The sequence below is a fragment of the Dactylosporangium sp. NPDC000521 genome (genome assembly GCF_042898305.1).
GTDB lineage: Bacteria > Actinomycetota > Actinomycetes > Mycobacteriales > Micromonosporaceae > Dactylosporangium.
In genome coordinates this window covers 50,814-76,149 of sequence record NZ_JBIAYW010000035.1, presented here as the reverse complement: position 1 = coordinate 76,149, position 25,336 = coordinate 50,814, and the positions used below count along the sequence as shown (strand labels likewise).

The 25,336-nt window shown below is 74.4% G+C and carries 24 protein-coding genes and 2 pseudogenes; 18 read left to right on the top strand and 8 right to left on the bottom strand.

Annotated elements, in window-relative coordinates:
• Positions 1–101, bottom strand: a pseudogene (locus ACFY3L_RS51070) (DNA-binding response regulator); the annotation flags it as partial.
• Between the two features lie 232 nt (positions 102–333).
• Between ACFY3L_RS51070 and ACFY3L_RS51065 the strand changes: the two are divergent.
• On the top strand, positions 334–984 hold the full coding sequence (locus tag ACFY3L_RS51065) for a hypothetical protein (protein WP_389342015.1): 651 nt from the start codon (positions 334–336) through the stop codon (positions 982–984).
• 124 nt (positions 985–1,108) lie between these two features.
• Here ACFY3L_RS51065 and ACFY3L_RS51060 read toward each other — a convergent pair whose 3' ends face one another.
• Positions 1,109–1,378 (bottom strand): DUF1876 domain-containing protein, encoded by a 270-nt coding sequence (locus ACFY3L_RS51060; protein ID WP_389342012.1) that lies wholly within the window; start codon positions 1,376–1,378, stop codon positions 1,109–1,111.
• A gap of 292 nt (positions 1,379–1,670) precedes the next feature.
• On the opposite strand from ACFY3L_RS51060, the gene ACFY3L_RS51055 reads away from it, so the two are divergent.
• Positions 1,671–4,085, top strand: coding sequence for a putative bifunctional diguanylate cyclase/phosphodiesterase (locus ACFY3L_RS51055; RefSeq protein ID WP_389342009.1), 2,415 nt, complete (start codon positions 1,671–1,673; stop codon positions 4,083–4,085).
• Between the two features lie 27 nt (positions 4,086–4,112).
• On the opposite strand, the gene ACFY3L_RS51050 is transcribed toward ACFY3L_RS51055, so the two are convergent.
• Both ACFY3L_RS51050 and ACFY3L_RS51045 read right to left on the bottom strand, forming a co-directional pair.
• On the bottom strand, positions 4,113–4,967 hold the full coding sequence (locus ACFY3L_RS51050; RefSeq protein ID WP_389342006.1) for a universal stress protein: 855 nt from the start codon (positions 4,965–4,967) through the stop codon (positions 4,113–4,115).
• A 78-nt stretch (positions 4,968–5,045) separates the two neighbouring features.
• Complete coding sequence (locus ACFY3L_RS51045; RefSeq protein WP_389342003.1) at positions 5,046–5,936, bottom strand: universal stress protein; 891 nt, start codon at positions 5,934–5,936, stop codon at positions 5,046–5,048.
• 192 nt (positions 5,937–6,128) lie between these two features.
• Between ACFY3L_RS51045 and ACFY3L_RS51040 the strand changes: the two genes are divergently transcribed.
• Positions 6,129–7,133 (top strand): zinc-dependent alcohol dehydrogenase family protein, encoded by a 1,005-nt coding sequence (locus ACFY3L_RS51040; protein WP_389342000.1) that lies wholly within the window; start codon positions 6,129–6,131, stop codon positions 7,131–7,133.
• Between the two features lie 33 nt (positions 7,134–7,166).
• Here ACFY3L_RS51040 and ACFY3L_RS51035 read toward each other — a convergent pair whose 3' ends face one another.
• Positions 7,167–8,054 carry a universal stress protein gene (locus ACFY3L_RS51035; protein WP_389341997.1) on the bottom strand — a complete coding sequence of 296 codons (888 nt, stop codon included), beginning with the start codon at positions 8,052–8,054 and terminating at the stop codon, positions 7,167–7,169.
• Positions 8,055–8,502: 448 nt separating this feature from the next.
• Between ACFY3L_RS51035 and ACFY3L_RS51030 the strand changes: the two genes are divergently transcribed.
• Positions 8,503–8,709: a DUF1918 domain-containing protein gene (locus ACFY3L_RS51030; RefSeq protein WP_389341994.1), complete on the top strand. Its 207-nt coding sequence runs from the start codon at positions 8,503–8,505 to the stop codon at positions 8,707–8,709.
• Between the two features lie 31 nt (positions 8,710–8,740).
• On the opposite strand, the gene ACFY3L_RS51025 is transcribed toward ACFY3L_RS51030, so the two are convergent.
• Positions 8,741–9,031, bottom strand: a complete 291-nt coding sequence (locus ACFY3L_RS51025) for a PLD nuclease N-terminal domain-containing protein (protein ID WP_389341991.1) — start codon at positions 9,029–9,031, stop codon at positions 8,741–8,743.
• Positions 9,032–9,422: 391 nt separating this feature from the next.
• On the opposite strand from ACFY3L_RS51025, the gene ACFY3L_RS51020 reads away from it, so the two are divergent.
• The 3 genes and pseudogenes from ACFY3L_RS51020 to ACFY3L_RS51010 all read left to right on the top strand — a co-directional run bounded on the left by ACFY3L_RS51020 (position 9,423) and on the right by ACFY3L_RS51010 (position 12,074).
• Entirely contained in the window at positions 9,423–10,352 is a 930-nt protein-coding gene (locus ACFY3L_RS51020; RefSeq protein ID WP_389341988.1) for a universal stress protein, read from the top strand.
• A 125-nt stretch (positions 10,353–10,477) separates the two neighbouring features.
• Positions 10,478–10,882, top strand: a pseudogene (locus tag ACFY3L_RS51015) (CoA-binding protein); the annotation flags it as partial.
• Positions 10,883–11,018: 136 nt separating this feature from the next.
• Positions 11,019–12,074, top strand: coding sequence for an Acg family FMN-binding oxidoreductase (locus ACFY3L_RS51010; protein WP_389341985.1), 1,056 nt, complete (start codon positions 11,019–11,021; stop codon positions 12,072–12,074).
• A gap of 162 nt (positions 12,075–12,236) precedes the next feature.
• Here the strand turns inward: ACFY3L_RS51010 and ACFY3L_RS51005 are convergent, their stop codons facing one another.
• Entirely contained in the window at positions 12,237–13,256 is a 1,020-nt protein-coding gene (locus ACFY3L_RS51005) for an Acg family FMN-binding oxidoreductase (RefSeq protein ID WP_389341982.1), read from the bottom strand.
• Positions 13,257–13,603: 347 nt separating this feature from the next.
• Between ACFY3L_RS51005 and ACFY3L_RS51000 the strand changes: the two genes are divergently transcribed.
• The 11 genes from ACFY3L_RS51000 (at position 13,604) to cydC (ending at position 24,929) form a co-directional block, all read left to right on the top strand.
• Entirely contained in the window at positions 13,604–13,906 is a 303-nt protein-coding gene (locus ACFY3L_RS51000) for a hypothetical protein (RefSeq protein ID WP_389341979.1), read from the top strand.
• Between the two features lie 44 nt (positions 13,907–13,950).
• Entirely contained in the window at positions 13,951–14,268 is a 318-nt protein-coding gene (locus ACFY3L_RS50995) for an HPF/RaiA family ribosome-associated protein (protein ID WP_389341976.1), read from the top strand.
• A 181-nt stretch (positions 14,269–14,449) separates the two neighbouring features.
• Positions 14,450–15,238, top strand: a complete 789-nt coding sequence (locus tag ACFY3L_RS50990; protein ID WP_389341973.1) for a sigma 54 modulation/S30EA ribosomal C-terminal domain-containing protein — start codon at positions 14,450–14,452, stop codon at positions 15,236–15,238.
• A gap of 518 nt (positions 15,239–15,756) precedes the next feature.
• Entirely contained in the window at positions 15,757–16,584 is an 828-nt protein-coding gene (locus ACFY3L_RS50985) for a rod shape-determining protein (protein ID WP_389341970.1), read from the top strand.
• Positions 16,585–16,648: 64 nt separating this feature from the next.
• A complete protein-coding gene (locus tag ACFY3L_RS50980) occupies positions 16,649–16,954 on the top strand; it encodes a TraR/DksA family transcriptional regulator (protein ID WP_389341968.1) in 306 nt (101 codons plus the stop codon).
• 97 nt (positions 16,955–17,051) lie between these two features.
• Complete coding sequence (locus ACFY3L_RS50975) at positions 17,052–17,381, top strand: hypothetical protein (protein ID WP_389341965.1); 330 nt, start codon at positions 17,052–17,054, stop codon at positions 17,379–17,381.
• Positions 17,382–17,452: 71 nt separating this feature from the next.
• Positions 17,453–18,691: a PucR family transcriptional regulator gene (locus ACFY3L_RS50970; protein WP_389341962.1), complete on the top strand. Its 1,239-nt coding sequence runs from the start codon at positions 17,453–17,455 to the stop codon at positions 18,689–18,691.
• Positions 18,692–18,783: 92 nt separating this feature from the next.
• Positions 18,784–20,187: a cytochrome ubiquinol oxidase subunit I gene (locus tag ACFY3L_RS50965; RefSeq protein WP_389341959.1), complete on the top strand. Its 1,404-nt coding sequence runs from the start codon at positions 18,784–18,786 to the stop codon at positions 20,185–20,187.
• A gap of 10 nt (positions 20,188–20,197) precedes the next feature.
• Positions 20,198–21,202, top strand: a complete 1,005-nt coding sequence (gene cydB / locus ACFY3L_RS50960) for a cytochrome d ubiquinol oxidase subunit II (protein ID WP_389341956.1) — start codon at positions 20,198–20,200, stop codon at positions 21,200–21,202.
• Between the two features lie 53 nt (positions 21,203–21,255).
• Positions 21,256–22,836, top strand: a complete 1,581-nt coding sequence (cydD, locus tag ACFY3L_RS50955; RefSeq protein WP_389342021.1) for a thiol reductant ABC exporter subunit CydD — start codon at positions 21,256–21,258, stop codon at positions 22,834–22,836.
• A 395-nt stretch (positions 22,837–23,231) separates the two neighbouring features.
• Positions 23,232–24,929, top strand: coding sequence for a thiol reductant ABC exporter subunit CydC (gene cydC, locus ACFY3L_RS50950; protein WP_389341953.1), 1,698 nt, complete (start codon positions 23,232–23,234; stop codon positions 24,927–24,929).
• A 223-nt stretch (positions 24,930–25,152) separates the two neighbouring features.
• Here the strand turns inward: cydC and ACFY3L_RS50945 are convergent, their stop codons facing one another.
• The gene (locus ACFY3L_RS50945) at positions 25,153–25,332 is read right to left on the bottom strand and encodes a hypothetical protein (RefSeq protein ID WP_389341950.1); all 180 of its coding nucleotides are present in this window, start codon (positions 25,330–25,332) and stop codon (positions 25,153–25,155) included.
• Positions 25,333–25,336 lie beyond the last annotated feature (4 nt).

Sequence of the window (25,336 nt, the reverse complement as noted above, 5' to 3'; positions counted from 1 at the left end):
CCGGACTCGCCGACGACCTCGATGTCGCCCTCCCGCTCCAGCATCTCCCGCAGCCCGAAACGGACCACCTCGTGGTCGTCGAGCAGATACACCCGAATCATGGGCCAAGTGTCACCCGGAGACGGCCCGCCCCGGCAGGCCGAAAGTCCCGGGCTACCCCAGCCCTTCGGCATGAAACCAGCCCCTGAAGCGTGCGCCGCCGCCGGAGGTCCCGCGGTACCCCGGGACGTAGGTCCCGTCGATGGGGGTGGTTGTGCTCTGTGGCGGATCGGTGCCCTGCAACAAGCTGAGGTCATCACATCGAGGCAGTTTCCAAGCCCTGGAGGGCACGCCATGAAGCGCAAGACGCTCGACATCCTCGTCGGTCTCGGCCTCGTCGTCCTGGCCGGACTGCTGCTGGTCGCCGGCCTGGTGCTGACCAGCAACGCGAACTTCGCCAACGACTACGTCAAGGACCAGCTCGGCCAGCAACAGATCACCTTCAAGCCCGCGGGGACCCTGACGGCGGAGGAGAAGCAGTCGGCCTGCCTGGTCGAGTACGCCGGTCAGCGGCTGACCACCGGCAAGCAGGCGGAGTGCTACGCCAACGAGTTCATCGGCCTGCACCTCAAGACGATCGCGGGCGGCAAGACCTACGCCCAGATGGGCGACGTCCAGGCCGACCTGAAGGCGAAGATCGCCGCGCTGCCGAAGGACGACCCGGCCGTCGCCGACCTGCAGCAGCAGCTGACCGACGCCAACACGGCCCGCGAGACGGTGTTCAAGGGCGAGACCCTGCGTGGGCTGCTGCTCACCTCGTACGGCTTCAGCGAGTTCGGCGTCAAGGCCGGCCAGGCCGCGCTCGTCGCCTACTTCGCGGCCGGCCTGCTGGCCCTGCTCGGCGCCGCCGGTCTCGTCCACGCCGCCGCGACCCCGGGGACCAAGGGCTTCGCGGTCCCGGAGCCGGCCGCGAAGACCGCAGACGAGGGGCTCGTCAGCGCCTGACCGCCGTCCGCACCCGCACCCCCGACCCGGGCCTCCAAGCGAGCGCCCGGGTCGAATGCTGGACGGCGTCGCCCCGCCCGGCCGGATGGATCCCGGCCGGCAGGTGTGGACGGGTCAGGCGCGGTCAGGCCGGCAGCTGCACCCGCTCGTCCGTGATGGCCTGGATGTCGGCTGCCGCCGCGAGCAGCAGCTGGTGGCCGAGGTCGTTGAGCGCGCGGGCGACGGCGAGCTCGTCACCGATCTCCGGCACGTTCTCGTCGGCGGGGTTGAGCCGGGCCTTGCCGATACCGAGCTGGTGGCCGCCGCCGTCGGCATGCAGCCGCGCCTCGGCATACGTGCGTCCCTCGGTCTCACCGATGGACAGGTCGACCGTCCAGTGCTTGGTGGTGGTCATGATCTCCTCCAGTCCCGCGCCGCCGCGGTCAGGGCGATCGCGTCGATCTCGAACGAGGCGGGTGCCGGGGCCGTGGCGGACTTGCCTGCGAACCTGTGCTGGGTGAAGGCGTGGCCGTTCCAACGGTAGCCCGCGGGACTGCCACCGCCCATGAAATCCGTGCCTGCGCGTGCCGTTACCGCCCGGTTGGGCGGTATGCGCGCGGCGCACATCCATGGCGGACCGCGTCAGTCTTCAGACCTGGGGCCCGGCAGCCGATAGTGCGGTTGACGACTGACTCCGGGAGGATGCGGTGACCCTGCGGCGCAAGCTGGTCGGTGGGTACCTGCTGGTCGCGTTCCTGGTGGCGCTCGTCGGGGTGGTGGCCTGGCAGGTCGACGTCGGGTCCGCGCAGCGTGCGGCGATCACCGAGGCCGAGCACGTCGCGTTCGGGGTGGCCAGGGACGTCGCGTTCGGGCTCGCCGCCGACTCCGACGGGGAGGACCCCGGCCCGCTGTACGACGAGCCGGAGTGGCTCGACGCCTACCTGCGGCGGCTGAGCGAGCTGCAGGGCCGCGACATCGTCGTCGTCGACCACCGGCAGGTGGTGCTCGGCGACACGGTCCCGGCGCACATCGGCACCACGTTCGACCACGACACCGAGGACCAGGTCGGCGCCACGATCCGCGACCGGGTGCCACGGACCTTCGTCGACGTCAGCGACGACCACCCGGACGGCATCAAACAGGTCGTCGTCCCGCTCGTCGGCCGCGACGACGTGACGCTCGGCGCGGTGATCCTCGAGTACACACCCCTCTACGACGAGATGGTCGCCACCACCGGCCGGGCGCAGCTGACGATCGCCACCGTCTGCGGCGCCGGTGTGCTGCTCGTGCTCCTGGTCGGCGGGCTCCTCGCATCGTCGGTGACGCGGCGGGTCGCGACGCTGACCGCGGCGGTGCGCGACGTGCGCGACGGCGGCTACGAGCGGCGGGTGCCGGCCGGCGGCCGCGACGAGATCCACCAGCTCGGCCGGGCCTTCAACGACATGGCCGCCGAGCTCGAACGCTCCGCCCGCGAGATCCTCGCCAAGGAGTACACCGACGCCATCCTGGCCAGCGCGGCCGAGGGCATCTGCGGCGTCGACGAGCACGACCGCATCACGTTCGCCAACGCCGCGGCGGGACGGCTCACCGGCCTCGGCGTCGACGGGCTGCTCGGCCGGCCCGCCGCCACCGTGCTCCCCGACGTCGACCCCCCGCTGGGCGAGGGCCGCGCCGACACCGTACGGGAGCGGGACATGCCGGCTCCGGACGGGTCGTCGGCCCGGGTGTCCTGCACCATCAGCCCCATCATGAAGGACGGCCGGCGCGCCGGAGCGGTGCTGCTGCTGCGGGACGTGACCCGCCAGCGCGCGCTGGAGCACGAGCTGCGCCACCAGGCGCTGCACGACGGGCTCACCGGCCTGCCCAACCGGGCGTTGTTCAACGACCGCCTCGACCAGGCGATGGCCCGCGGCTCGGCCGGGCAGGGGCCGGTCGGGGTGCTGTTCGTCGACCTCGACGGGTTCAAACGCGTCAACGACAGCCTCGGCCACAGCGCCGGCGACCAGCTGCTGCGGATCGCCGCCGACCGGCTGCGCGCCGCCGTGCGCCCCGGCGACACCGTCGCCCGGTTCGGCGGCGACGAGTTCGGCATCCTCATCGAGCCGGCCGGCGGGACCGTCGTCGCGCGGCTGCCGGAGCGGCTGCTCCGGTCGATGAGCGAGCCGTTCCTGCTCGGCGGGCGCGAGGTGACGGTCACCGCGAGCATCGGCGCCGTCTGGGACGCCTCCCGGCACGCCGGCGCGGACGAGGTGGTCCGCAACGCCGACCTGGCGATGTACGCCGCCAAGGAGCAGGGCAAGGCGCGCTGCGTGGACTTCCAGGCCGACATGCACGCCCGCATCGTCGACCAGCTCGACCAGGAGCGCCGGCTGAGGGCGGCCATCGAGCGCGGGGAGCTGCGCCTGTACCTGCAGCCGATCGTCGAGACGCTCGCCGGCCACACCGAGGGCGTCGAGGCGCTCGTACGGTGGCAGGACCCGAAGGCCGGGCTGCGACCGCCGGGCACGTTCCTGCCCCTCGCCGAGAGCGCCGGACTCATCACCGACATCGACCGGTGGATGCTGCGGGAGAGCTGCCTGACCCTGCGCGCGTGGCAGGACGACGCCGCGGGCGCCCCCGACTGGATCACCGTCAACATCTCCGCCGCGCTGCTGGACAGCCCCGAACTGCCGGACCTCGTCGCCCGGACGCTGCGCGAGACGGGCCTGCGCCCCGAGGCGCTGGTCCTGGAGGTCACCGAGACCACCCTCATGCGCGACGTCGCGGGCACCGCGCCGCGGCTGGAGCGGCTGCGGTCGACCGGCGTGCGCATCGCCATCGACGACTTCGGCACCGGGTACTCGTCGCTGGGCTACCTCCGGGACATCCCCGCCGACGTGCTGAAGATCGACCGGTCGTTCCTGGAAGGGCTCGTCGGCAGCGACCGCCACCGGGGCCTGCTCGCCGCCGTGGTGCAGCTCGGGCACACCCTCGGCCTGCGGGTCGTCGCCGAGGGCGTCGAGGACGCCGCGCAGCTCGACGAGCTCGTGGGCCTCGGTTGCCGGTACGCGCAGGGGTACCACCTGGCCCGCCCGGCGCCGGTCGAGCAGCTGCGCACCGCCGCCGAGCTGGTCCGCGGCTGACCGCGGGTCGGTGGCGCGCCGCCGGTGTCAGGAGCCGGCCGGCGCGTGGACGATCAGCACCGGGCACGCGGCGTGGTGCATCAGGTGCTGGCCGACGGAGCCGAGGAGCAGGCCGGCGAACCCGCCGTGCCCGCGGCTGCCGACGGCGACCAGTTGGGCGGTGGCGGAGGCGTCCAGCAGCGCGTGGGCCGTCCGGCCGTTGACGAGCCGGGTTTCCAGCGCGACAGCCGGGTACTCCGCCCTCCAGCCTGCCACCGCCGCCTCCAGCAGTTGGCGTTCCGTCGTCTCGATCGTGCTGTACGGCAGGGCTGTGAACACGGGTGGCACGTAGGCACGGACGGCGAGCACGCCGGTGCCGCGCAGCCGGGCCGCCTCGAACGCGGCGCCGAGCGCGGCGTCGGAGCTGGGGGAGCCGTCGACGCCGACCACGACCGGGCCGCCGGCCGCGACCTGGCCGCGCACCACGACGACCGGGGCGCGCGCGTGCGTGGCGACCTGCTGGCTGACCGACCCGATCAGCAGGTGGCCGAGCCCGCCGCCGCCCCGGTTGCCGACCACGAGCAGGCGGGCGCCCGCGTCACCGAGGTCGATCAGGGTCGGTGCGGGCGCGGCGTGGACCGCCGCGCCGGTGACCTGGACGCCGGTGCCGAGCCCGTGGAGCTGCTCCACGATCTCGGTGATCAGTGCGTCGCCGTGCTCCTGGGCCTCGTCGGCCATCTCCTGGACCGGTTCGTTGTACTCCGCGCCGGGCCAGGCGACCTGGAAGGCGTGGACGACGTGCAGGGCAGACCCGGACCGTTCGGCCTCGGCCAGGGCCCAGTCGACGGCGGCCCGGGCCTCGGCCGATCCGTCGTATCCGACGACGATCCGCTGCGCGTCCATCGCGATCCTCCTTCGGGACGATCCGACTCCAGGTCGGCGCCGGGCGGCTGGATGCGGTGCCTCAGGCGGCCGGCGGCGTCAGCCGTGCGCCGCCGATGTGCCGGCCGGCTCACCGTGGGACCTCGGCACGACCAGCACCGGCCGGTGGGCTTGGTGCAGGGTGGCCATCGCCACGCTGCCGAGCATGATCTCCTGCGCCGCCGAACGCCCCCGCGAGCCGACGACGAGCAGTGCCGCCGACCGGTCCGACGCGTACCGACCGAGGGCTTCGGCGACGGCGCGGCCCGGTGTCCCGCCTCCCGGCCGGACCAGGACCGGGTTGACGGACCGGCTCCCGTCCGGCGGCGGTGCCGACGGCCGCTCCTCGGCCCTGTCGTGCACCGACACGAGCACCACCTCCCGCTCCGGCAGCAGCCGGTCGGCGGCCACGACCGCTGCCGCGGCACCCGGCGAGCCGTCCCAGCCGACGACGACCGGCCCGCCGGCGATCGCCGCGGCGTCCCGCATGCGCATGGGGTGCGGCACGACCAGCACCGGTTTCGGGCTGTAGTGCACGAGGACGTCGGAGACGCTGCCGAGGACCGCGCGGACGCCGCCGAGGCCACGCGAGCCGATGAGGACCACGTCAGGCTCCAGGGCGGCGGCGGTTCTGGCCAGCTCGAACCCCTCGCCGCCCTCGGCGGGCCGGGCGAGGGGCTCGGCGCGCCAGCCGGCGGTCCGGGCGAGCGTGACCCCGGTGGCGACGACCTGATCGGCCCGCCACGCCCCCTCGCCGCGCAGCGCCTCGACGAACGCGTCGATCTGGTCCCTGCCGGCCCACAACCGCCGGCGGAGCGTTTCCTCGGCGAACGGCGGTGTCCACAGGTACGCGATCCAGGCGTACGCGTCCGGCAGCAGCCGCGTGCCGGCCTGCAGCGCGGCGTTCGCGGCGGCGGAGCCGTCGTAGCAGACGAGGGTGTGCTTCGTCATCGTGGACCCTCCTGCCGTCCGGCGGGAATCCCGTCGTCCCCACCACCAACCATCCGCGCCGTGTGCGTGGCCGGCCACGTCCACGGGGGGTCGGCGGCACGGGCCGCAGGTCCCGCCCGGGTGGACCGGCCCGTGGGCCACGGCGCGTGCATGGTCGGCGCCCAGGCGGGGCAGGAAGGCCGGGTGCGACGGATGACAGCGTGGCGGGTCGAGCGGCCGGGCCCCGTCCGGCACCATCCACTGCGGATGGATTCGGTGCCGGTGCCGGAGCCGGGGCCGGGCGAGGTCCTCGTGCGGGTCCGCGCGTGCGCGGTCTGCCGCACCGACCTGCACCTGGCCGAAGGCGACCTCCCGCCGACGCGGCCCGGGGTGGTGCCCGGCCACGAGGTCGTCGGTGACGTCGAGCAGCTGGGACCGGACGCCGGTGACCTGCGGCTGGGGGAGCGGGTGGGGGTGGCGTGGCTGCGCCACACCTGCGGTGCCTGCGCCTACTGCCGCGCCGGGTCGGAGAACCTGTGCCCGTTCTCGAGGTACACCGGCTGGCACGCCGACGGGGGCTTCGCCGAGCACTGTGTGGCGCCGGCGGCGTTCGTCTACCGGCTGCCGCCGCGCTACGACGACGTTCACGCCGCCCCGCTGCTGTGTGCCGGGATCATCGGCTTCCGCGCGCTGCGCCGGGCGGAGCTCCCGCCGGGAGGCCGTCTGGGCCTGTACGGGTTCGGCGCGTCGGCGCACCTGGCGGCGCAGGTCGCGATCGCGCAGGGTGCGAGGGTCCACGTGCTGACCCGCTCGGCGCAGGCGCAGCAGCTGGCCCTGCGGCTCGGGGCCGCGTCCGCGGGCGATGCCGCCGGCGCACCGCCGGAGCCGCTGGACGCCGCGATCCTGTTCGCCCCGGTGGGTGACCTGGTGCCGGTCGCGCTGTCGGCGCTCGACCGTGGCGGCACGCTCGCGGTGGCCGGCATCCACCTCACCGACATCCCGGTCCTGCGGTACGCCGACCACCTGTTCCAGGAACGGACGCTGCGCAGCGTCACCGCCAACACCCGCCAGGACGGCCGCGACTTCCTGGCGTTCGCACAGGAGCATCCACTGCGGGTGAGCATCACGCGGTACCCGCTGCAGGCGGCGGACTCGGCCCTCGCCGACCTGGCCGCCGACCGGGTCCGCGGCGCCGCCGTCCTGGTCCCGCCGGCCTGATCGCCGGCCGGGTGCCGGCACCGTGTGGCTGGACTACCGCACCACCGCGACCGGGCAGGCGGCGTGGTGGATCAACGCCTGGCTGACCGAGCCCAGCAGCAGCCCGGTGAACCCGCCGCGGCCGCGCGAGCCGACGACCATCAGCTCCGCGCCGTGGGACAGGCGCTTGAGGACCGGCGCGGGATTTCCGCGCACCGTGCAGTGGCGCACGTCGACGTCCGGGTACTTGTCGGCCCAGCCGCCGATCATCTCCATCAGCGCCCGCCGCTCGTCGTCGAACAGGTCGTCGGCGTCGTAGACGAGCGGCAGCATGGCGCCGGGGCCGGTGGCGTGCGGCCAGACGTAGGTGTGCACCGCGGTCAGCCCGGCCTCGCGGTACGAGGCCTGCTCGAACGCGAACCGCAACGTGTGCTCGGTGTCGCCGGACCCGTCGACACCGACGACGACGCGGCCCGCCTCGCCCGCCTCGCCGGCGTCGGTGGGGTCGCCCCGGCGGACCACGACGACCGGGCCGGCGGCGTGCGCGGCCAGCTGCACGCCGACGGATCCCAGCAGCAGGCCGCTGAACCCGCCCAGGCCGCGGCTGCCGACGACGACGGTGCCGGCCCACCCCGAAGCGTCGATCAGCGCGACGCCCGCGTGCTCGAACGGCGTCGCGGTGGTGATCGGCAACTGGGACGTGACGGTGCGCGCGCGGGCCACGGCGATGTCGACGACGGTCTCGGCGGCGTGCCGGACGATCTCGTCCAGCGCGGGTGTCTGGCGGGCGTCGAGCGGCAGATCGGCCACGGGCCCCGCGCACGCGTGGATGATGTGCAGCCGGCGGCCACGCCGCGCGGCGTCCCACGCGGCCCAGTCCACGGCCGCCAGGCTCTCCGGTGAGCCGTCCACGCCGACGACGACGTCATGCTTCTGCTCCATCACGCGACTCCTTCCACGGGTGCGCGGGCGCTTCGCTCCCGACCTCCGGGTCGCCGGCGCGAAACGACACCCGCCGCGGGAAGAGCCCGGCGCGGTGACCATCTTGGTGATGGCGAACCTGGCGGCCCGAGTCGCCGTCCGGGGCATTCCGCTCGTCGTGGCCCTTGTGCCAGGCAGCGGGTGTCGTACCTCAAGCCTTACCGCGCCGACCGGCCGGCGGCACGCGAGATTGTCCTGCCCGCCGGGGCAACACGGCCCGGACCGCCACGCGCTCGGGGACGATCTGCACGACGCCGTCGCCGTCTTCGGCGGATGCTGTGCTGTTCGCGGGGGCACGGAAGGGCCGAAGACCCCTGGCACCGGCCCGGCGCGCGGCGCACCGTTGATCGAGAGGCAGAGACCCGACCCGCGGGGACCGCTCGCGGGACGAGCGGAGGAGGAACGGATCATGCAGGCGAACATCGGAGACCGGCTGATCGTCGAGGGCACCCACCTCGGTGACACCCGGCGGATCGGTGTCATCACGGAGGTCGGCCACGCCGATCACACGCCGCCGTACAGGGTGCGCTGGCTGGACACGGGCCATGAGGCGCTGTTCTTCCCGGGCCCGGACGCCCGGGTGCGCCCTCCTGCCGACGACGAGCCGCCGTCCTGACACCCCGGGCGGGTGTCCGGCGGGCCGTGGGTCAGTGCCGCCGGCGCCGGCGGGTGTCGGGCTCGTCCCGCCGCCTGCCGGCGAGGAGGTACAGCAGCGGGCCCGCCGGCTGGATCGCGAGCGCGGGCCACCACAGCGCCTTCGGCCCCTGGATCTGCGATGCCGGGCGCCGGTACAGGTCGGCGGCGGCGATCGCGGTGAGCGTGAGCTCCGCGGCCGCCCCCAGCACGATCGACGTCCGGTCGCGGGTGGACAGGTCGCTCCATCGGGAGTGGTGCACGGATTCCCGGCCGATCGCCCGGGCCACGGTCGCCAGTGTCATCTGATGCCTCCACGGTGCTGTAGGCCGGCAAGGTCACCGTAGGCCGGCACCGGAGACGGCGGCGTCACACCGCGGTGGTGGGCGCGCACGCCGCCGTGACGACCTGGACCGCTCGCGGAGTTCGTGCCGGTGGTCAGCCCATCGACCCCCCGGGGTCCTGCCTACCCGTACCCTCCCGGATCGACCGCGCTCGCGGCGTCGATCACCTGATGTGGATGATTCGTGCCGACGTGCTGGCACCGGCCACTTCGGTGCGATCATGCTGGACCCAGGCGCACGTGGTGCGGGTGCCGGCGGACGCGACTGCGGCATCGGCGGGGCCCACCCGGGAGGCGCGGCATTCCACCCTGCTCCGGACGCACACGTCCGGGGGCGTGGAGGGGAGACGACATTGGGCTACCGGTTCGGACCCGTAGTGGTCGGTGTCGACGGTTCGGCCGACAGCGTCGGCGCGCTGCGGTGGGCGGCGGACGAGGCCTGCCGGAACAACCGGGAGCTGATCGTCGTCCACGCGATCGACCCGGCCGTGCCGGCGGATGACGTGCCGCCGGGCAGCGCCGACCTCGCCGGTCGCGCGGCGGACGAGGCGGTGCGATGGCGGCCCGGCGTGTGCGCGACCGGGGTGACGGCGACCGGCGCCCCGGCCGAGGTGCTGCGCCGTTACACGCGGCAGGCTCGGCTGGTCGTCGTGGCGAGCCACGGTTGCGGCAACAACATGGCCCATCCGCTCGGCTCGGTGTGTGACGAGCTCTGCGTGGAGGCTGAGTGCCCGGTGCTCGCGGTCCATGCGGCACGACGCTGGGCCGATCCGTTCACGGTCCTGCCGCAGGAGGGCCCGGTGGTGGCCGGCTACGACGGGTCGGACTCCGCCGGCCGTGCGCTCGGCCTCGCGTTCGAGGAGGCCGCCGGGCGCGGGCAGCGACTCGTCGTCATCCAGGTCTGGCAGCATCCCGGGCTGTGGCTGCACGGCCGGCACCACGAGGAGGGCCGGCACCACGGGCCGGACCTGAGCAGCGATGAGTGTGCGGTCCACCAGGCGCTCGTGGCGGCCGCCGAGCCGTGGCGCGAGCGGCACCCTCTCGTCGAGATGGAGCTGCGCAGCGAGCCCGGCGACCCGGTCGAGGCCCTGATCCTCGCGTCGCAGTGGGCGACGCTGATGGTGCTGGGCACCAGTTGCCGGGCGGATCCCTTCGAGCCACCGAGCCATTCGGTGCTGCACCGGGTGCTGCGCGGCATGGCCTGTCCCGCGCTCATCGCGCACGGCACCGTCCGGGAGCACGTCGCCCCCGAGCCGCGTGCCGCGCATCCGGCCGCAGCGTGACGCTCGCGGCGCCCGCCCGGGCCGGTCCTCGCGCGGAGCGGGGCGTCCGGCCCTGAACAGCGTCCCGAGCCGGTGGCACAGTGGAGGTGTCGCCGATCATGTTCACCAGCGAGGAGCTGACCCCGATGCGTACACCACGGCAGATACTTGCCGACGCGCACACGATCGCGGTGGTGGGAGCGTCCCGCGACCCGCAGAAGCCCGCGCACTGGGTGCCGAAGATGCTGCAGGAGCAGGGCTGGCACATCGTCCCGGTCAACCCGCACGCCGAGGTCCTGTTCGGCGAGCACGCATACGCGCGGCTGGCCGACATCCCGGAGCATGTCGACGTGGTCGAGGTGTTCCGGCCGGCGGAGGAGGCCGAGGAACTGGTCCGGGAGGCGGCCGCGGCCGGTGCGTGGGCGGTCTGGTTGCAGGAGGGCATCACCAGCCAGCGGGCGCGGCAACTCGCCGGCGAGCTCGAGCTGGACTACGTCGAGGACACCTGCATGGGGGCGGAGCGCGCGCTGGCCGACATGGTCCACGGCGGATGCAAGCCGTCGTGCACCGTCTACCACGGCATCGTCCCGGAGGCGGAGGCGGAGCCGACCGACGCGCAGTGAGCGGTGCGCACCGGACACCGGCGCGGCACGAGATCTGGACGGCGAGGCCGGGAAGGAGTTCGTCATGGTAACGGTACGACACATCGATCCCGACGTACCGATCCACGTGGAGCCGATCAGCCGGATCCTGGCGCGTGCGGCCGTGACCGCGCTGCGCGCACCGTCGATCTGGAACACCCAGCCCTGGCACTGGCGCATCGAGCACGACACCGCCAAGCTCCGAGCGGACCGGCGCCGCCAGCTGGACCCCATCGACCCTGACGGCCGGCTGCTGACGGTCAGCTGCGGGGCCGCGCTGCACCACGCCCGCGTCGCGCTCGCCGCCGAGGGCGCCGACGTCGTCGTCGAACGGCTGCCCCGCGACGACGACCCGGACCTGCTGGCGACGCTGCGGTACACCGGCGTTGTGCCATGGTCGTCGACCGCGCAACGGCTCCGGCGGGCGATCCAGGTCCGGCGGACCGACCGGCGGCCGTTCGACGTCAAGCCGGTGCCGGAGCACGTCGCCGACCGGCTGCGCGCCGCGGCCCGCCATGCGGGCGCCGACATGCATCTCGTCCGGCCGAAGGATCTCACCGCGGTGGCCGTCGCCGCCGGTCACGCCGCCGCCGCTGAGCGGGCCGACCCGGCGTACCGTGCCGAGCTCGCCAGGTGGACCGGGGCGAGTCTCGCCGCCGGCGTGGGCGTGCCGCTGGACACCGTCGCGGCACTGGGCGCCCGGCCGGTGCCGATCCGCGACTTCACCGGTGTCGACGAAGGCCCGAGCATCTACAGCGGTGAGGACCCGGTGGACCGCGCCGCCTCCTACGGCGTGATCGTCACCGATGTGGACGAGCCGGCGGCCTGGCTCGTCGCGGGCGAGGCGCTGTCCGCCGTGCTGCTCGCCGCGACCGCCGAACGGCTGGCCACGTCTGCGATGAGCGACCTCGTGGAGGTCCGCAGCGCCCGGGACCTGCTGCGCCGCATGCTCGGCAATGTCGCCCATCCCGTCATCGGCGTCCGGATCGGCATCCCCGGCCCGGGAGCCCTCCCGCCGCATTCGCCGAGGAGGCCCGCCGCCGAGGCCGTCGAAGTCCTCGGCGAGCTGATGGTGGACCGGCATCAGGCGGACGGCGGCTGACGTCCCGTGCGGCCGGCTCCTCGTGCCGCACGGATCACGCCGCTCGTACGGCGTGCCTCGCCTCCATCGGTGTGCTCTCCGAGGCTTCCCGGCGCAGTGGGTCCCTACCGCGGTGGTTACGGCCTGCGTCGTCTGACGATTTCCTGCGGCCACGACGGGTCGTCACGGCTCGCTTCCGTCGCCGATGACGTCCCCTATCGGCCGGCGCGGACTGGCCGGCGGCGGTGACCCGGGATCGGTGCCGACGCGCAGCACGAGCTGCGGATTGCCGCCGCCCGGCAGGAGGCTCCGCAGCAGGGCGCGCGCGCCCGGCACCTCGATGGCGTCGCTCATCGGCGAGACCGCCAGCCCGCGACTGATCGCGGTGAGCCAGACCGCGCTGACCGCCTCACCCGCCCGCAGCCAGGCGGCGGGATCGTCGGTGTTCGTGGCGAGCAGCAGGTACTCGGCGGACCGGTCGTCGCCGGTGCCCGGGGTCAGTGTGGCCTGGTCGCCGAGCCCGAAGTCGCGCAGCGGCACCGGCCTGGGCACGGGTCCCGTGACGGTCTCCGGTGGCACGCCCTCGCCCCGCGCCGCCGTGTGCTCCGTCCACTCCCGCAGTTCCTCCCTGCGCCGCTCGTCCTTGGCCTCGATGATCTGCGCGCCGTGCTCGGCCGCCCGCAGGTATGCGATCTGGTCGCCGTCGATGCGGTGCAGCGTCGTGTCCTCGGCCGCCGCGGCCCGGTGCAGCGCGGCCAGCGTGTCGCCGGTCGCCGGCCCGGACGCCTGGAAGGGCCGCCGGTCCGTCCGCCGCCGTCGCATGGCGTCCGCGACGGCGGTGTCCTCCGCACGCACCGCACGGACCTCGCCGATCCGCACCCGGGCGAGCAGGTCCGGGTCGCCCGCGTCGGGGTGGCGCCGCACCGACGGGCTGAAGCCGGCTGCCGCCAGCGCGACCCGGGCGTGGTGCAGCGCGGCGCCGCAGCTCAGGACCAGCAGCCGGCCGGCCGGGTCGATGGCGTGCAGCTGGCGGGTCCGGTCGGCGTGCAGGTCGAGCTCGTCCTCGCCGACGTCCCACCGCCACGGCTGCGTGTTCAGCACGGACGGTGCCCGCGTGGCCTCCTCGGCGGCGCTGCGCATCAGCTCCTGCATCGCCTGCCCGTCGTTCATCGCCTGCCCGTCGTTGCGTGTGTCGATGTCCATCCGCCGGCCTCGCTTCCCGCGAAGTGCCTCAGTGCCTGCCGCCCCCACGGCGCTTCGAGCCGCAGGTGGTGCCGGACCGTCCGTGGCAGCACGGGCGTGTCCCGAATCCCCTGCCCGTCGTGCCGGTCACTACACCTGGCCACGAGAGGCATCGGCGAATGATCCCTGCAGGTCCGCGGCCTACCGTGACTGTCATTGCACGCCGCCCAGCCCCGGCACGGGCAGGGCCGAAGGTCCCGGACCGCCCAGCGGCGGCAGTCAGGAAGCCGTTCAAGGGCGGCGGGCAGCAGCCGCCGGCAGGCCGATGGCCATGCGTCGGCAGTCGGCCCGCACGGACGCGGCGCCGCATGCCACACACTCAATACCGCTCCGGAGTCACAGGCGGCGACCTCACCGCCGAGTCGGCGCCGGGCGCGGGGACCACCGTGCGGATCGTGCTGCCGGGCACCGGCCGGTGCCCGGACCGGCCACGCCCCGCCGTCGCCGCGCCGGACCCGAGCGGCGCGACCGTCCTGGTCGCCGAGGACGAGGACGGCGTGCGTGACGTCGTGACGCGGCTGCTGACCAGGGCCGGATACCACGTGCACGCGGCGCCGCGGTGTGACGGGACCAAAGACCCTGGAGCCGACCGCTCGGGGGAGATCAAATGATGTCAGGCGGTCGAATCCCCGCCCTTGTACGGAAGGACGAGACGATGTCGCGCACGCACGACGAGGTCGAGGTTCAGGTCCAGATGCAGGCCGGGATGGAGCCCCGGCTGCACGGGTACGCCCGGGCGAAGGTCACCGCGGTGATCGGGCACACGGGCCGCCCGGTCCTGTACGCCAAGGTGCGGCTCGACCGGATCACGAACCCGGCCGCCACCCGGCCCGTCACCGCCCGCGCGGAGATCGACGTGAACGGCCGGGTCCTGCACGCCGAGGCGTCCGCGGACGGCCCGTACGAGGCCGTGGACCTGCTCCAGGACCGGCTGCTCGCCCGGCTCGAGCACGAGAAGGCCGGCCACCGCTGAGGTTCCGGACCCAGGCGGAGCGGCGGCCGGTGGGGTTTCGGACCCAGGCGGAGCGGCGGCCGGTGGGGTTTCGGACCCAGGCGGAGTGGCGGCCGGTGGGGTGAGGTCGGGACCTTCGGCACTGTCGGCCCCCGCGACGGCCGGTGACACTGACGCCGTTGCCGATCCAGGAGGTGTACCGGTGCCGGAGCCCGACGTGTCAGTGATCGTCCCCGCGGGTGACGTCGACGTGCGCAGCCGCGGGCCGGTCGACCCGGACGACCGTGAGCGTGCGCGGGCAGCCGTCGCGGAAGTGGTCGCGCGGCACCGCTCGGCCGGCTCCGCGCGGCTGCGCCTGACCTGCGGACCCCACGCGGGTTGCCCGGCCGTGATCCAGGTGAACCTCCGCGTCGGCGGGGCACCCGCCCGGATCCAGGTCGACGGCCCGACCTTGCCGGCCGCCGTCGCCGCCGCCGCGGACCGGCTGGAGCGCCAGATCACCCGGCTGGAGACCGCGTGGGAGCCGTGGCCGTGGCCCGACCCGCAGCGGCGCACGCTCGCCGTGCCCGGCCGGGACCGGATCACCCGCCGCAAGACGGTGCCGCTGTGGCCGCGCAGGGCCTGCCAGGCCGGGTCGATGCTGGCCGCGATGGACTACGACGTGTGCCTGTTCACCGAACTGGACACGGGCGAGGACGCCGTCGTCTACCGTGCCGGCCCGACCGGCCTCCGCGTCGCCCGGCAGCACACCATGCGGCCGGTCACCGCGAACGGCACGCCCACGCCGACGGTCAACTCGCGCCGCACACCGGTCCTCACCCCGGACGCCGCCGCCACCCGCCTCGCCGAGGGTTGGCTGCCGTTCCTGTTCTTCACCGACGCCGGCAGCGGCCGCGGCGCCCTGGTCTACCGCCGCTACGACGGCGGCGTCGGCCTGCTGACGCCAGGTGCCGCGCGTCTTCCCGCACCTCACGCACGGCCCGGCGCATAGAGCACAGCTCTTCGCCCATGTCGTCACCCCCGCAGTGGTGCGGCATCTCCCGGTGGCCAGATTGCCGATGATCGGCAAACAGGGCGCCGTCAAGGTTGCCGACCGATGCTGGTGTTTGCCATGCGCGGATCGCCGATGCTGGAGATTCATTCGGTACGGCTTCGCAGGGGGTGGTGATCGTGGTGAGTGGCGCGTCGTACGTTCGGCTGCCTGCCCTCCCGGTCGCTGCCTGCCCCGCGCCGGCCGGCTCGCCCGGTGCCCCGACCTGGCCACGTGTGCCGCGGGAACGCATCGGGCTCGAGCGCTTCCGCCGGCAGTCGCCGCCCGGCTGCTCCGGCGCCCCGGCCGTCACCCGCTGACTGCCGGGCCGGCGACAGCGTCCGTGGCCTTCGAAGCCGGACGCGCCTGACCCCTCCCGCGTGTCACCGCGACGGCCCTTCCCGGGTCGTATCCGGATCCGCAGCCCGCACCAGCCAGCCACCGTCACGGACCGCGTACGGGCGTCCGAGAGGAGAGCCATGTTCACCCAACCGACCGGCAGCGCCGCCCTCATCCGCCCGGGCGATGCCCGGCACCGCGCCGGCACGACGAGCCCCACGCACGAGCCCGCGGCCGTGGGACTCGACCTCGGCAGCGCCGGCGCCAGGATCTGGGCGTCAGGCCGTGGCGTCGTGCAGCTCAGCTACCCGGAGACGGTGACCACGTCGTGGTCCGGCCCGGTCGCCCGAGGGCGGATCACCGACCCGGAGGCGCTGCGGACCCTGCTGTCCGGCGTCTCGTGGGACCGGCGACGGCCGCTGCCCGCCGGTGCCGTGGTCGTGGCGTGCCGGCCCGTGGGCAGCGACCCGCGGACGGAGCCGGCCGTGCGTGAACTGCTGACGAAGGTGTTCGAACCGTCCCGGCTGCTGTTCATCGACTCCGTGCGCGCGGCGGCGATCGGTGCCGGCGCGGCACCCGGCCCGCTGCTGGTCGCCGACGTCGGCGCGCACCTGACCGAGGTCGCCGTGCTCGAGGGTGGCGTGATCGTCGCGGCCCAGCGGTGCGACATCGGGCTGCACGACGGCTCCGGTGGGCCGGACCACGATTCGGCGGTCGTCGCCGCCATCGCCGACCTCGTCAGCCGGGTGCGCCGGCAGACCACCCACCGCCGCCAGGTCGTCGCCGCGGCGGTGCGTGGCGGCCTGCTCCTCGTCGGTGGCGGCGCGGCCCGGCCACGGCTGGCGGCGCGCATCGCAGGCGCCGCGGGCACCCCGGTGCGCCGTCCGGCCGCGCCGCACCTGGCCGCGGTGCGCGGCGCCGGCCTGGCCGCGCTCGCCGCGCTGCGGCGCGGCGCCGCCCGGCCCTGACCGGCCCTGACCGGCCCACGCGTTCTTCACCGCAATGTTCTGACAGGTTTGATGGGAGACCAGCATGAGTGTCGACACCGGTTCGCTGCAGCAGACGCTGCAGGCCCAGCTGCATCAGCACACCGAGGAGCTCGCGGCCCTCGCCGCGGCCGGCACCGAGCCGGGCAGCGCCGGCGAGGACCCGGACACCATCGGCGCGCGCACGGCCGCCGCCCGCCAGGCGATCGAGGAGATCTCGGCGGCGCTGTCCCGCCTCACCGCGGGCAGCTACGGCCGCTGCGAACGCTGCGGTGACCCGATTCCCGCCGCCCGGCTGGAGATCCTGCCGCACGCGCGGTTCTGCGTGCCCTGCCAGGCCCGCGGACGCTGACCGACCCCGCTGTCCGACCCTGCCGGCCGGCGGCGCCGGACCGCACGACCGGTCGGCTGCCGGCCGCGCCAGGCGGCCACGAACCAGGAGTTTCACGATGGACACACGCGGCAGGCAGCGGGATCTCGACATGCTGCGGGTGCTGCTGCACGAGCACCGCGACCGGTACCGCACCCAGCTCCGTCTGCTCAACCAGCCGCAGCACGACGGCGCCGGCACCACCGAGCAGCCGGCGCTGGCCGCCCTCACCTGGCGCCGGCTCGACGACGTCGAGCACGCGCTGCACGCCCTCGACCGCGGCCGTTACGGGATGTGCACCGGCTGCGGGGCGGACATCCGTATCGACCAACTGATCCGGCAGCCGGCGTCCAGCTGCTGCCTCGGCTGCTCGCGGCGCGAGCCGGAGCCGGGTCTACACTGCCGGTGACCGGCCACGGGAGAAGCGCGAAGCCGAGCCGGCGACCCGCCGGCCGGACGCCGGCGGGAGGTGAGCACGGCATGGCCGACCGCAGCCGGCAGGACCCGGCCGGCGCGAAGGCGCCGCAGGCGCAGCAGGCCTGGCTGGCCGAGGTCGCCACCGCCGCCGCCCGCGACGCCGGTGGCGTGCCGGTGCTGCTGCTCGGCGACTACCTGCCGATGCTCGCCGACGCGGCGGTCAGCGGCCGCCGGCCCAGACGCGCCGAGCTCGACGCGGTGGCCCTGCTCGGGCGGCAGGCGGCGGAGCAGGGCATCTCCGCCGGACGGGTGGTGCAGCTGTACCTGTCGGCGGCCAGGCGGCTGTGGCAGGACCTGCCGATGGTGGTGCGCTCTCGCGACAGCGAGGTCGTCCGCGCCGCCGCGGCCGCGGTGCTGCACGTCATCGACGACGCGGTCGCGACCCTCGCCGAGGGTTATGCGGTCGCGCGCCGGGACCTCGTCCGCCGGGAGGAGGCGCTGCGCCGGGAACTCGTCGACGACCTGCTGCGCGGCGACTCCGACCTCGGCAGCGTGGTCGAGCGGGCCGAACCGTTCGGGCTCGACCTCGCCCGGGTGCACCAGGTGGCGCTCGCCGCCCCCGGCCGGCGGCTGCCCGACACCGACACGGCGATCAGCGCCCTCGAGGCGGTCATCTTCGACCGGCTCGGCGACCGTGACGTCCTCGTCGCCACCAAGGACAACCTCCTGGTCGTCCTCGCCCCGGCCGAACCGGCCATGGCCGGCACCGCCGTCCCCGCCGGCCGCGACAGTGACCTGGGTGAGCTGATGCACGGCGAGCTCAACCGGCTCCGGCACGGACGGCCGTGGCGGGTCGCGGTCGGCCGCCCGCACCCGGGCCTGTACGGCATCGCCCGCTCGTACGAGGAGGCCCGTGAGGCACTGACCATGGCGGGGCGCCTGCACGGCGACAAGTCCGTCATCACCGCGCACGACCTCCTCGTCTACCGCGTCCTGCTGCGCGACCAACCCGCCATCATCGACCTCGTCTCCGCCGTGCTCAGCCCGCTGCTGCAGGCCCGCGGCGGCGCCCGGCCGCTGCTGGACACCCTGGACGTCTACTTCGCCACCGGCGGGGTCGCCACCGAATCGGCGAAGCGGCTACGGGTGTCGGTGCGCACCGTGACGTACCGGCTGGACCGCATCAAGGCCCTCACCGGCTACGACGCGGCCGACCCCACCCACCGCTTCACCCTGCAGGCCGCGGTCCTCGGCGCCAAGGTCCTCAACTGGCCGGCCGAAACGCGCGCGAGCACCGTGTGACCCTCCCCACGGAGGTGGAGGGCCCGACAGTCCCGTCCGGACGTGCCGTTCGGCCCTGACGTCACCCGCGCCGGCTCCCGAGAATTCGGGCCATGGACGCGCTGGACCTTGCGCGGTGGCAGTTCGCGATCACCACCGTCTACCACTTCATCTTCGTGCCGATCACCATCGGCCTGTCGGCGCTCGTCGCCGGACTGCAGACCGCCTGGTTCCGGACCGGGCGCCAGGAGTACCTGCGAGCGACGAAGTTCTGGGGGAAGCTGTTCCTGATCAACTTCGCGATGGGGGTCGTCACCGGCATCGTGCAGGAGTTCCAGTTCGGCATGAACTGGAGCGCGTACTCGCGGTTCGTCGGTGACATCTTCGGCGCGCCCCTGGCCATCGAGGGGCTCCTCGCGTTCTTCCTCGAGTCGACGTTCCTCGGGCTGTGGATCTTCGGCTGGGACCGGCTGCCGAAGCGCGTCCACCTGGCGGCGATCTGGCTCGCGTCGATCGGCACCATGCTTTCGGCGTACTTCATCCTCGCCGCCAACTCCTGGATGCAGCACCCCGTCGGGTACACCGTGAACGCCGAGCGCGGCCGGGCGGAGCTCACCGACATCGTCGCGGTCCTGACGAACTCGACGACCCTCGTCACCTTCCCGCACACCATCACCGCGTGCTTCCTCACCGGCGGCGCGTTCATGCTCGCCGTGAGCGCGTGGCACCTGCGCCGCGGCAACCAGGTCGACGTGTTCCGGCCGGCGCTGCGCCTCGGCGCCTGGGCCGTGCTCGTCGCCGGCGTCGGTGTGCTCCTCACCGGAGACCTGCAGGCGCGGGTGATGACCGAGCAGCAGCCGATGAAGATGGCCGCCGCGGAGGCGCTGTACCAGACCTCCGAACCCGCCTCGTTCTCCATCTTCACCATCGGCTCGCTCGACGGGCGCGAGGAGGTCGCCAGCGTGCGCATCCCGTCGCTGCTGTCCTTCATGGCGACCGGCAGCCCCGGCGGCTCCGTCGAGGGCATCAACGACCTCCAGCAGCTGTATTCGCAGCGGTACGGCGAGGGCGACTACGTGCCCTACGTGCCGGTCACCTACTGGTCGTTCCGCCTCATGATCGGCTTCGGCGTCCTCGCCATGGCCGTCGCCGCGGTGGCGCTGTGGCGCACCCGAAAGGGCCGGCTGCCCGCGGGGCGCTGGCTGTGGACGGCCGCCGTGGCCACCGTCGCGATGCCGCTGCTGGCCAACTCGTTCGGCTGGATCTTCACCGAGGTCGGCCGCCAGCCGTGGACCGTCTTCGGCATCTTCAAGACCTCACAGAGCGTCTCGCCGTCGGTGGCCGCGAGCACCGTCGCGACCTCACTCGTCGTCTTCACGCTCCTGTACGGCGCGCTCGCCGTCGTCGAACTGATGCTGATGCTGCGCTACGCCCGGGCCGGAGCACCCGAAATCGTCGTACCCAGTGACATAGCTGACGAAGACGACGAAGACCGTCCGCTGGCGTTCGCGTACTGAGGGAGACGACATGGAACTCACCACCGTCTGGTTCGCGCTCATCGCCATACTCTGGGCCGGCTACTTCCTCCTGGAAGGCTTCGACTTCGGCGTCGGCATGCTGCTGCCGGTCCTCGCCCGCGACGAGCGCGAGCGGCGCCTGCTCATCAACACCATCGGCCCGGTCTGGGACGGCAACGAGGTCTGGCTCCTCGTCGCCGGCGGTGCGACGTTCGCCGCCTTCCCGGAGTGGTATGCCACGCTCTTCTCCGGCTTCTACCTGCCGCTGCTGGTCATCCTCGTGGCGCTCATCGTGCGTGGGCTCGCCTTCGAGTACCGCGGCAAGGTCGACAGTCCACAGTGGAGGCACCGCTGGGACCTGTGCATCATCGCCGGCAGCTTCGTCCCGGCGCTGCTGTGGGGTGTCGCGTTCGGCAACATCGTCCGCGGCGTGCCGATCAACGCCGAGCACGAGTACGCCGGCACGTTCCTCACCCTCCTCAACCCCTACGCGCTGCTCGGCGGGCTCACGACGCTGTCGCTGTTCGCGCTGCACGGCGCGGTGTTCCTGGCGTTGAAGACCGACGGCGACGTCCGGGCCAGGGCGGGGCGCCTCGCGTTCCGGCTCAGCCTGCCCGCCGTGGCCCTCGCCGGGTCGTTCCTGCTGTGGACCCAGCTGACCCACGACGACGCCTGGGGCTGGGCCCTGTCGGCCGCGGCCGCCGCCGCCCTGATCGGTGCGGTGCCGGCCGTGCGGGCCCGCCGCGAAGGCTGGGCGTTCCTCGCCACCGGGGCGACCCTGGTCCTCGCGGTCGCCGCCCTGTTCGTCACGCTCTTCCCCGACGTCATGCCGACCACGCTCGCCGGCGGCGACAGCCTCACCGTGACCAACGCGTCGTCCACGCCGTACACGTTGAAGGTCATGACCTGGGTCGCGGTCTGCTTCACCCCGATCGTGCTGGGCTACCAGTCGTGGACCTACTGGGTGTTCCGCCGGCGGCTGCGGGTCGAGCACATCCCGGCGGCCCACCCGTGAAGCCCCTGGACCCGCGCCTGCTGCGCCACGCCCGGGCGACCCGCGGCTACCTGATGCTGTCCGTGGCCCTCGGCGTCGCCCTCGCCGCGCTCGTCGTGGCCCAGGCCACGCTGCTCGCCGACGGCATCACCGCCGTGTACCTGCACGGCGCCGACGTGGCCCGGATCGCGCCGGCCCTCGGCTGGCTGGCCGCCGTCGTCGTGCTGCGGGCGGCGGTCGCCTGGGCGCAGGAGGTCGCCGCGGCCCGCTCGTCGGCGGCCGTGAAGCGGCAGCTGCGGTCGCGGCTGCTCGCCCACGTCGCGGCGCTCGGCCCGGGCGCCGCCGGCGACAGCGGCAAGGTCGCCGTCCTCGCCACCCGCGGGCTGGACGCCTTGGACGCCTACTTCGCGCGGTACCTGCCGCAGCTGGTCCTCGCCGCGCTCGTGCCGGTCATCGTGCTCGCCCGCATCGCGCCCGCAGACCTCGTCGCCGCCGGCACGATCGCCCTCACCCTGCCGCTCATCCCGGTGTTCATGGCCCTTGTCGGGCTGCACACCGAGTCGGCGAACCGGCGCCAGTTCCGGCTCCTCGCCCGGCTGTCGCACCACTTCCTCGACGTCGTCGCCGGCCTGCCGACCCTGCGGGTCTTCGGCCGCGCGAAACGGCAGGCCGGCGTCATCGCCCGGATCAGCGCCGAGCAGCGCACCACCACCATGCGCACGCTGCGGGTCGCGTTCCTGTCCTCGCTCGTGCTGGAGCTGCTCGCGACGCTGTCGGTGGCGCTCGTCGCGGTCGGCATCGGCCTGCGCCTCGTCGACGGCAGCCTCGGCCTCGCCACCGCGCTGCTCGTGCTGATCCTCGCCCCGGAGGCCTATCTGCCGCTGCGCCAGGTCGGCGCCAACTACCACGCCAGCGCCGAAGGGCTCGCCGCCGCCACGTCGGTGTTCGAGATCCTCGACCGGCCGGTGCCGCCGCACGGCACGGCGCCGGCACCGGCCGGCGTCGTGCGCTTCGAGGACGTCGTCGTCCGTCACGAGGGCCGGTCCGAGGCGTCGCTGCCGCCCTTCACCGCCGAGATCCGCCCCGGCGAGCTGGTGGCCCTGACCGGCCCCAGCGGCTGTGGCAAGTCCACGGCCCTGGCCGTGCTGCTCGGCTTCGCCGCGCCGGCGGGAGGCGCCGTCACCGTCGACGGCCAGGACCTGACGGCCGTCGACCCCGACGCGTGGCGGCGGCTGGTCGCGTGGCTGCCGCAGCGGCCCTGGCTCAGCGCGGGCACCATCGCCGACAACATCCGCCTGGGCGCGCCCGGCGCCACCGACGACTCGCTGCGTCGCGCCGCGGAGCAGGCCGGCGCGCTGGAGTTCATCGACGCGCTGCCCGACGGGATGTCGACCAGGCTCGGCGACGACGGCGCGGGCCTGTCCGCCGGGCAGCGGCAGCGCATCGCGCTGGCCCGCGTGTTCCTGCGCGACGCGCCGCTGGTCCTGCTCGACGAGCCGACCGCCAACCTCGACGCCGGGACGGAGGCGGGCATCCTCGACGCGATCCGCGCCCACGCCGCCGGCCGGACGGTCATCATGACCGCCCACCGGCCCGCACTCATCGCCCTCGCCGACCGCGCGATCCCGGTCGGCCGCACGGCGGTCCCGGCATGAGCACCATCGATCACACGGACCGCCCCGGCGGGCCGGCCGCCTCTCCCGCGAAGAGCGGCGAATCGACGCCGGGCCGCGGGCTCGGTGCGGCTGGCGAGTCCGGCGGAAGGCAGGACCGGCTCGATCGCGCTACCGGTCGGGCGCGGGGTGGCCTTGGTCGTGTGTCCGGTGCGGCGGCTCGGGAGCGGGTCGTTGACGGCGCGGCTGGTGCAGCGTTCAGGGAGTGGGACGTGGACGGCGCGACTGGTGCGGCGGACCGGGAACGGGGCGTTGATGAATTGACGTATGGCCGTGGGCGCGGTGCGGCGAGCGAGTCCGGCGAATGCCAGGACCGGCTCGATCGCGCGCGGGGCGGCGTTGCACGTGTATCCGGTCTGGCGGGCCGGGAGTGGGGCGTGGGCAGCGGGGCCGGGTTGCGGGGCGGTGGCGGCGTTGTCCGCGGCGTGCTGCGGTTGTGCCGCCCGGCGGCGGGTCAGCTCGCGCTGGCGCTGATCGCCGGGGTCGGTGCGGCCGGAGCAGGGGTCGGGCTGATGGCGACGTCGGCGTGGCTCATCTCGCGGGCTGCCCAGCACCCGCCGGTGCTGCACCTGATGGTGGCGATCGTCGCCGTGCGGGCGTTCGGCATCGGGCGGGGCGTGCTGCGCTATGTCGAGCGGGTCACCGGCCACGACGCCGCGTTCCGGGTGCTGGGTGGGCTGAGGGTCCACGCGTACCGGAGGCTGGAGCGCCTCGCACCCGCCGGCATCGCCGCGTTCCGCCGCGGTGACCTCGTCGCGCGCCTCGTCGACGACGTCGAGTCCGTGCTCGACGTGATCGCGCGCGTGCTGCTGCCCATCGCGGTCGCCGCCGTCACCGGTGCGGCCACCGTGCTGCTCGTCGGCGGCCTGTTGCCGGTCGCTGGTGCGGTCCTCGCGGTCGGGCTGCTCGTCGTCGCGGTCGGGGTGCCGGTGCTGCAGTCGGCGGCGGTCCGTCGCGCCGACGCCCGGCTCGCGCCCCTGCGCGGTGCGCTGGCCGCGGGCACCGTCGACCTGATGGAAGGGCTGCCCGAGCTCATCGCGCACGGCGCAGCCGGTGACGCGCTCGCCGCGCTGGACCGCATCGACCGGCAGCTGCTCACCGCCGCCCGCCGCTCCAGCGCCGCCGCGGGCCTGTCGGCCGCGGTCACCGCGCTGTGCACGGGCCTGAGCGTCCTCGCCGGCCTGGCCGCAGGCGCCGTCGCGGTCCGGTCCGGCACTCTCCCGGGCGAGCTGCTGGCCGTCGTCGTGCTCACCCCGCTCGCCGTCTTCGAGACCGTCGGCACGATCCCGGCCGCCGCGCAGCGCCTGGCCGCGGCCCGCGCAGCTCTCGGCCGGCTCGCCGAGATCGCCGCCGCCACCGACCCGGCACCGGATCCGGCCGAGCCCGCACCGTTGCCGGCCGGCCCGCCGACGGTCCGCCTCGAAGGTGTGTCCGCCGGCTGGACGCCGGGCCAGGTGGCGTTCCGCGACGTGTCACTCACGCTGCGCCCGGGCCGCCGGGTCGCGCTCGTCGGGCCGAGCGGCGCCGGCAAGAGCACGGTCGCGGCGCTGCTGCTGCGGTGGCTCGACCCGGTCGCCGGCCGGGTGACGCTCAACGACGTCGACGTTCGCGACCTGCGCGGCGACGACCTGCGCCGGGTCGTCGGCTACCTGGGCGACGACGCGTACCTGTTCGACACGACCATCGACGCGAACCTGCGCATCGGCCGCCCCGACGCGACCCCAGCCGAGCTCGAGACGGCCCTGGCGGCCGCGCGGCTGCTGGACTGGGTCAAGACCCTGCCCGCCGGCCTCGACACCCCTGTCGGTGAGCACGGCGTCACCCTGTCCGGCGGCCAGCGTCGCCGGCTCGCGCTCGCCCGCGCGCTGCTGGCCGACTTCCCAGTCCTGATCCTCGACGAGCCCACCGAACACCTTGACGAGGCCACCGCCGCCGCACTGACCCGCGACCTGCTCACCGCCGCGGGCGACCGGGCGGTCCTGCTCATCACCCATCGCACGGACCTGCTGCCTGACGTCGACGAGGTCGTCGACCTGCCCGGCCGCGCCGCGGCGTTGTCCGGCCGCCTGGCATGAAGGGAGACCGACGCCTGCATCGTCGTGCCGCCTGAGGGCAAGCAGGGAAGCTGATCGCCGCGGTCCGTCCCTGGTTCTCCACGGCAACCGGGACAAGGGCCGGCCGTCCCGTTCGACGCCCACCCCGGCCGCGTCGAACCGTGATGCCGTGCGAAGCCCGGTCGTCCTGGTCCTGTGCCCCACCACCAGCCGCCGTACGGCGGACCGCGGCCCGGTGGGGTGATCAGTGGCGGAGCTGGTTGAGCGCCTGACGGATCACGGTCGCGGCTTCGTTCGGGTCGGTGCGGTCGACGGCCGCAGCCAGGTCGCGGACGGTCTGTTCCAGCACCCGTACGCGCGACTCCAGGAGGCAGACGCGGATCCAGATGTCGTCCACCGGGGTGGTGGTCCTTGCGGTGGTCATCGTT

Bases quoted from the DNA above. Each gene is read 5' to 3' on its own strand.
- ACFY3L_RS51065 (WP_389342015.1), top strand. From the start codon at position 334: ATGAAGCGCAAGACGCTCGACATCCTCGTCGGTCTCGGCCTCGTCGTC.
- ACFY3L_RS51060 (WP_389342012.1), bottom strand. From the start codon at position 1,378: ATGACCACCACCAAGCACTGGACGGTCGACCTGTCCATCGGTGAGACC.
- ACFY3L_RS51050 (WP_389342006.1), bottom strand. From the start codon at position 4,967: ATGGACGCGCAGCGGATCGTCGTCGGATACGACGGATCGGCCGAGGCC.
- ACFY3L_RS51045 (WP_389342003.1), bottom strand. From the start codon at position 5,936: ATGACGAAGCACACCCTCGTCTGCTACGACGGCTCCGCCGCCGCGAAC.
- ACFY3L_RS51040 (WP_389342000.1), top strand. From the start codon at position 6,129: ATGACAGCGTGGCGGGTCGAGCGGCCGGGCCCCGTCCGGCACCATCCA.
- ACFY3L_RS51035 (WP_389341997.1), bottom strand. From the start codon at position 8,054: ATGGAGCAGAAGCATGACGTCGTCGTCGGCGTGGACGGCTCACCGGAG.
- ACFY3L_RS51030 (WP_389341994.1), top strand. From the start codon at position 8,503: ATGCAGGCGAACATCGGAGACCGGCTGATCGTCGAGGGCACCCACCTC.
- ACFY3L_RS51025 (WP_389341991.1), bottom strand. From the start codon at position 9,031: ATGACACTGGCGACCGTGGCCCGGGCGATCGGCCGGGAATCCGTGCAC.
- ACFY3L_RS51010 (WP_389341985.1), top strand. From the start codon at position 11,019: ATGGTAACGGTACGACACATCGATCCCGACGTACCGATCCACGTGGAG.
- ACFY3L_RS51005 (WP_389341982.1), bottom strand. From the start codon at position 13,256: ATGGACATCGACACACGCAACGACGGGCAGGCGATGAACGACGGGCAG.
- ACFY3L_RS51000 (WP_389341979.1), top strand. From the start codon at position 13,604: ATGCCACACACTCAATACCGCTCCGGAGTCACAGGCGGCGACCTCACC.
- ACFY3L_RS50995 (WP_389341976.1), top strand. From the start codon at position 13,951: ATGTCGCGCACGCACGACGAGGTCGAGGTTCAGGTCCAGATGCAGGCC.
- ACFY3L_RS50985 (WP_389341970.1), top strand. From the start codon at position 15,757: ATGTTCACCCAACCGACCGGCAGCGCCGCCCTCATCCGCCCGGGCGAT.
- ACFY3L_RS50980 (WP_389341968.1), top strand. From the start codon at position 16,649: ATGAGTGTCGACACCGGTTCGCTGCAGCAGACGCTGCAGGCCCAGCTG.
- ACFY3L_RS50975 (WP_389341965.1), top strand. From the start codon at position 17,052: ATGGACACACGCGGCAGGCAGCGGGATCTCGACATGCTGCGGGTGCTG.
- ACFY3L_RS50970 (WP_389341962.1), top strand. From the start codon at position 17,453: ATGGCCGACCGCAGCCGGCAGGACCCGGCCGGCGCGAAGGCGCCGCAG.
- ACFY3L_RS50965 (WP_389341959.1), top strand. From the start codon at position 18,784: ATGGACGCGCTGGACCTTGCGCGGTGGCAGTTCGCGATCACCACCGTC.
- cydB (WP_389341956.1), top strand. From the start codon at position 20,198: ATGGAACTCACCACCGTCTGGTTCGCGCTCATCGCCATACTCTGGGCC.
- cydD (WP_389342021.1), top strand. From the start codon at position 21,256: ATGCTGTCCGTGGCCCTCGGCGTCGCCCTCGCCGCGCTCGTCGTGGCC.
- ACFY3L_RS50945 (WP_389341950.1), bottom strand. From the start codon at position 25,332: ATGACCACCGCAAGGACCACCACCCCGGTGGACGACATCTGGATCCGC.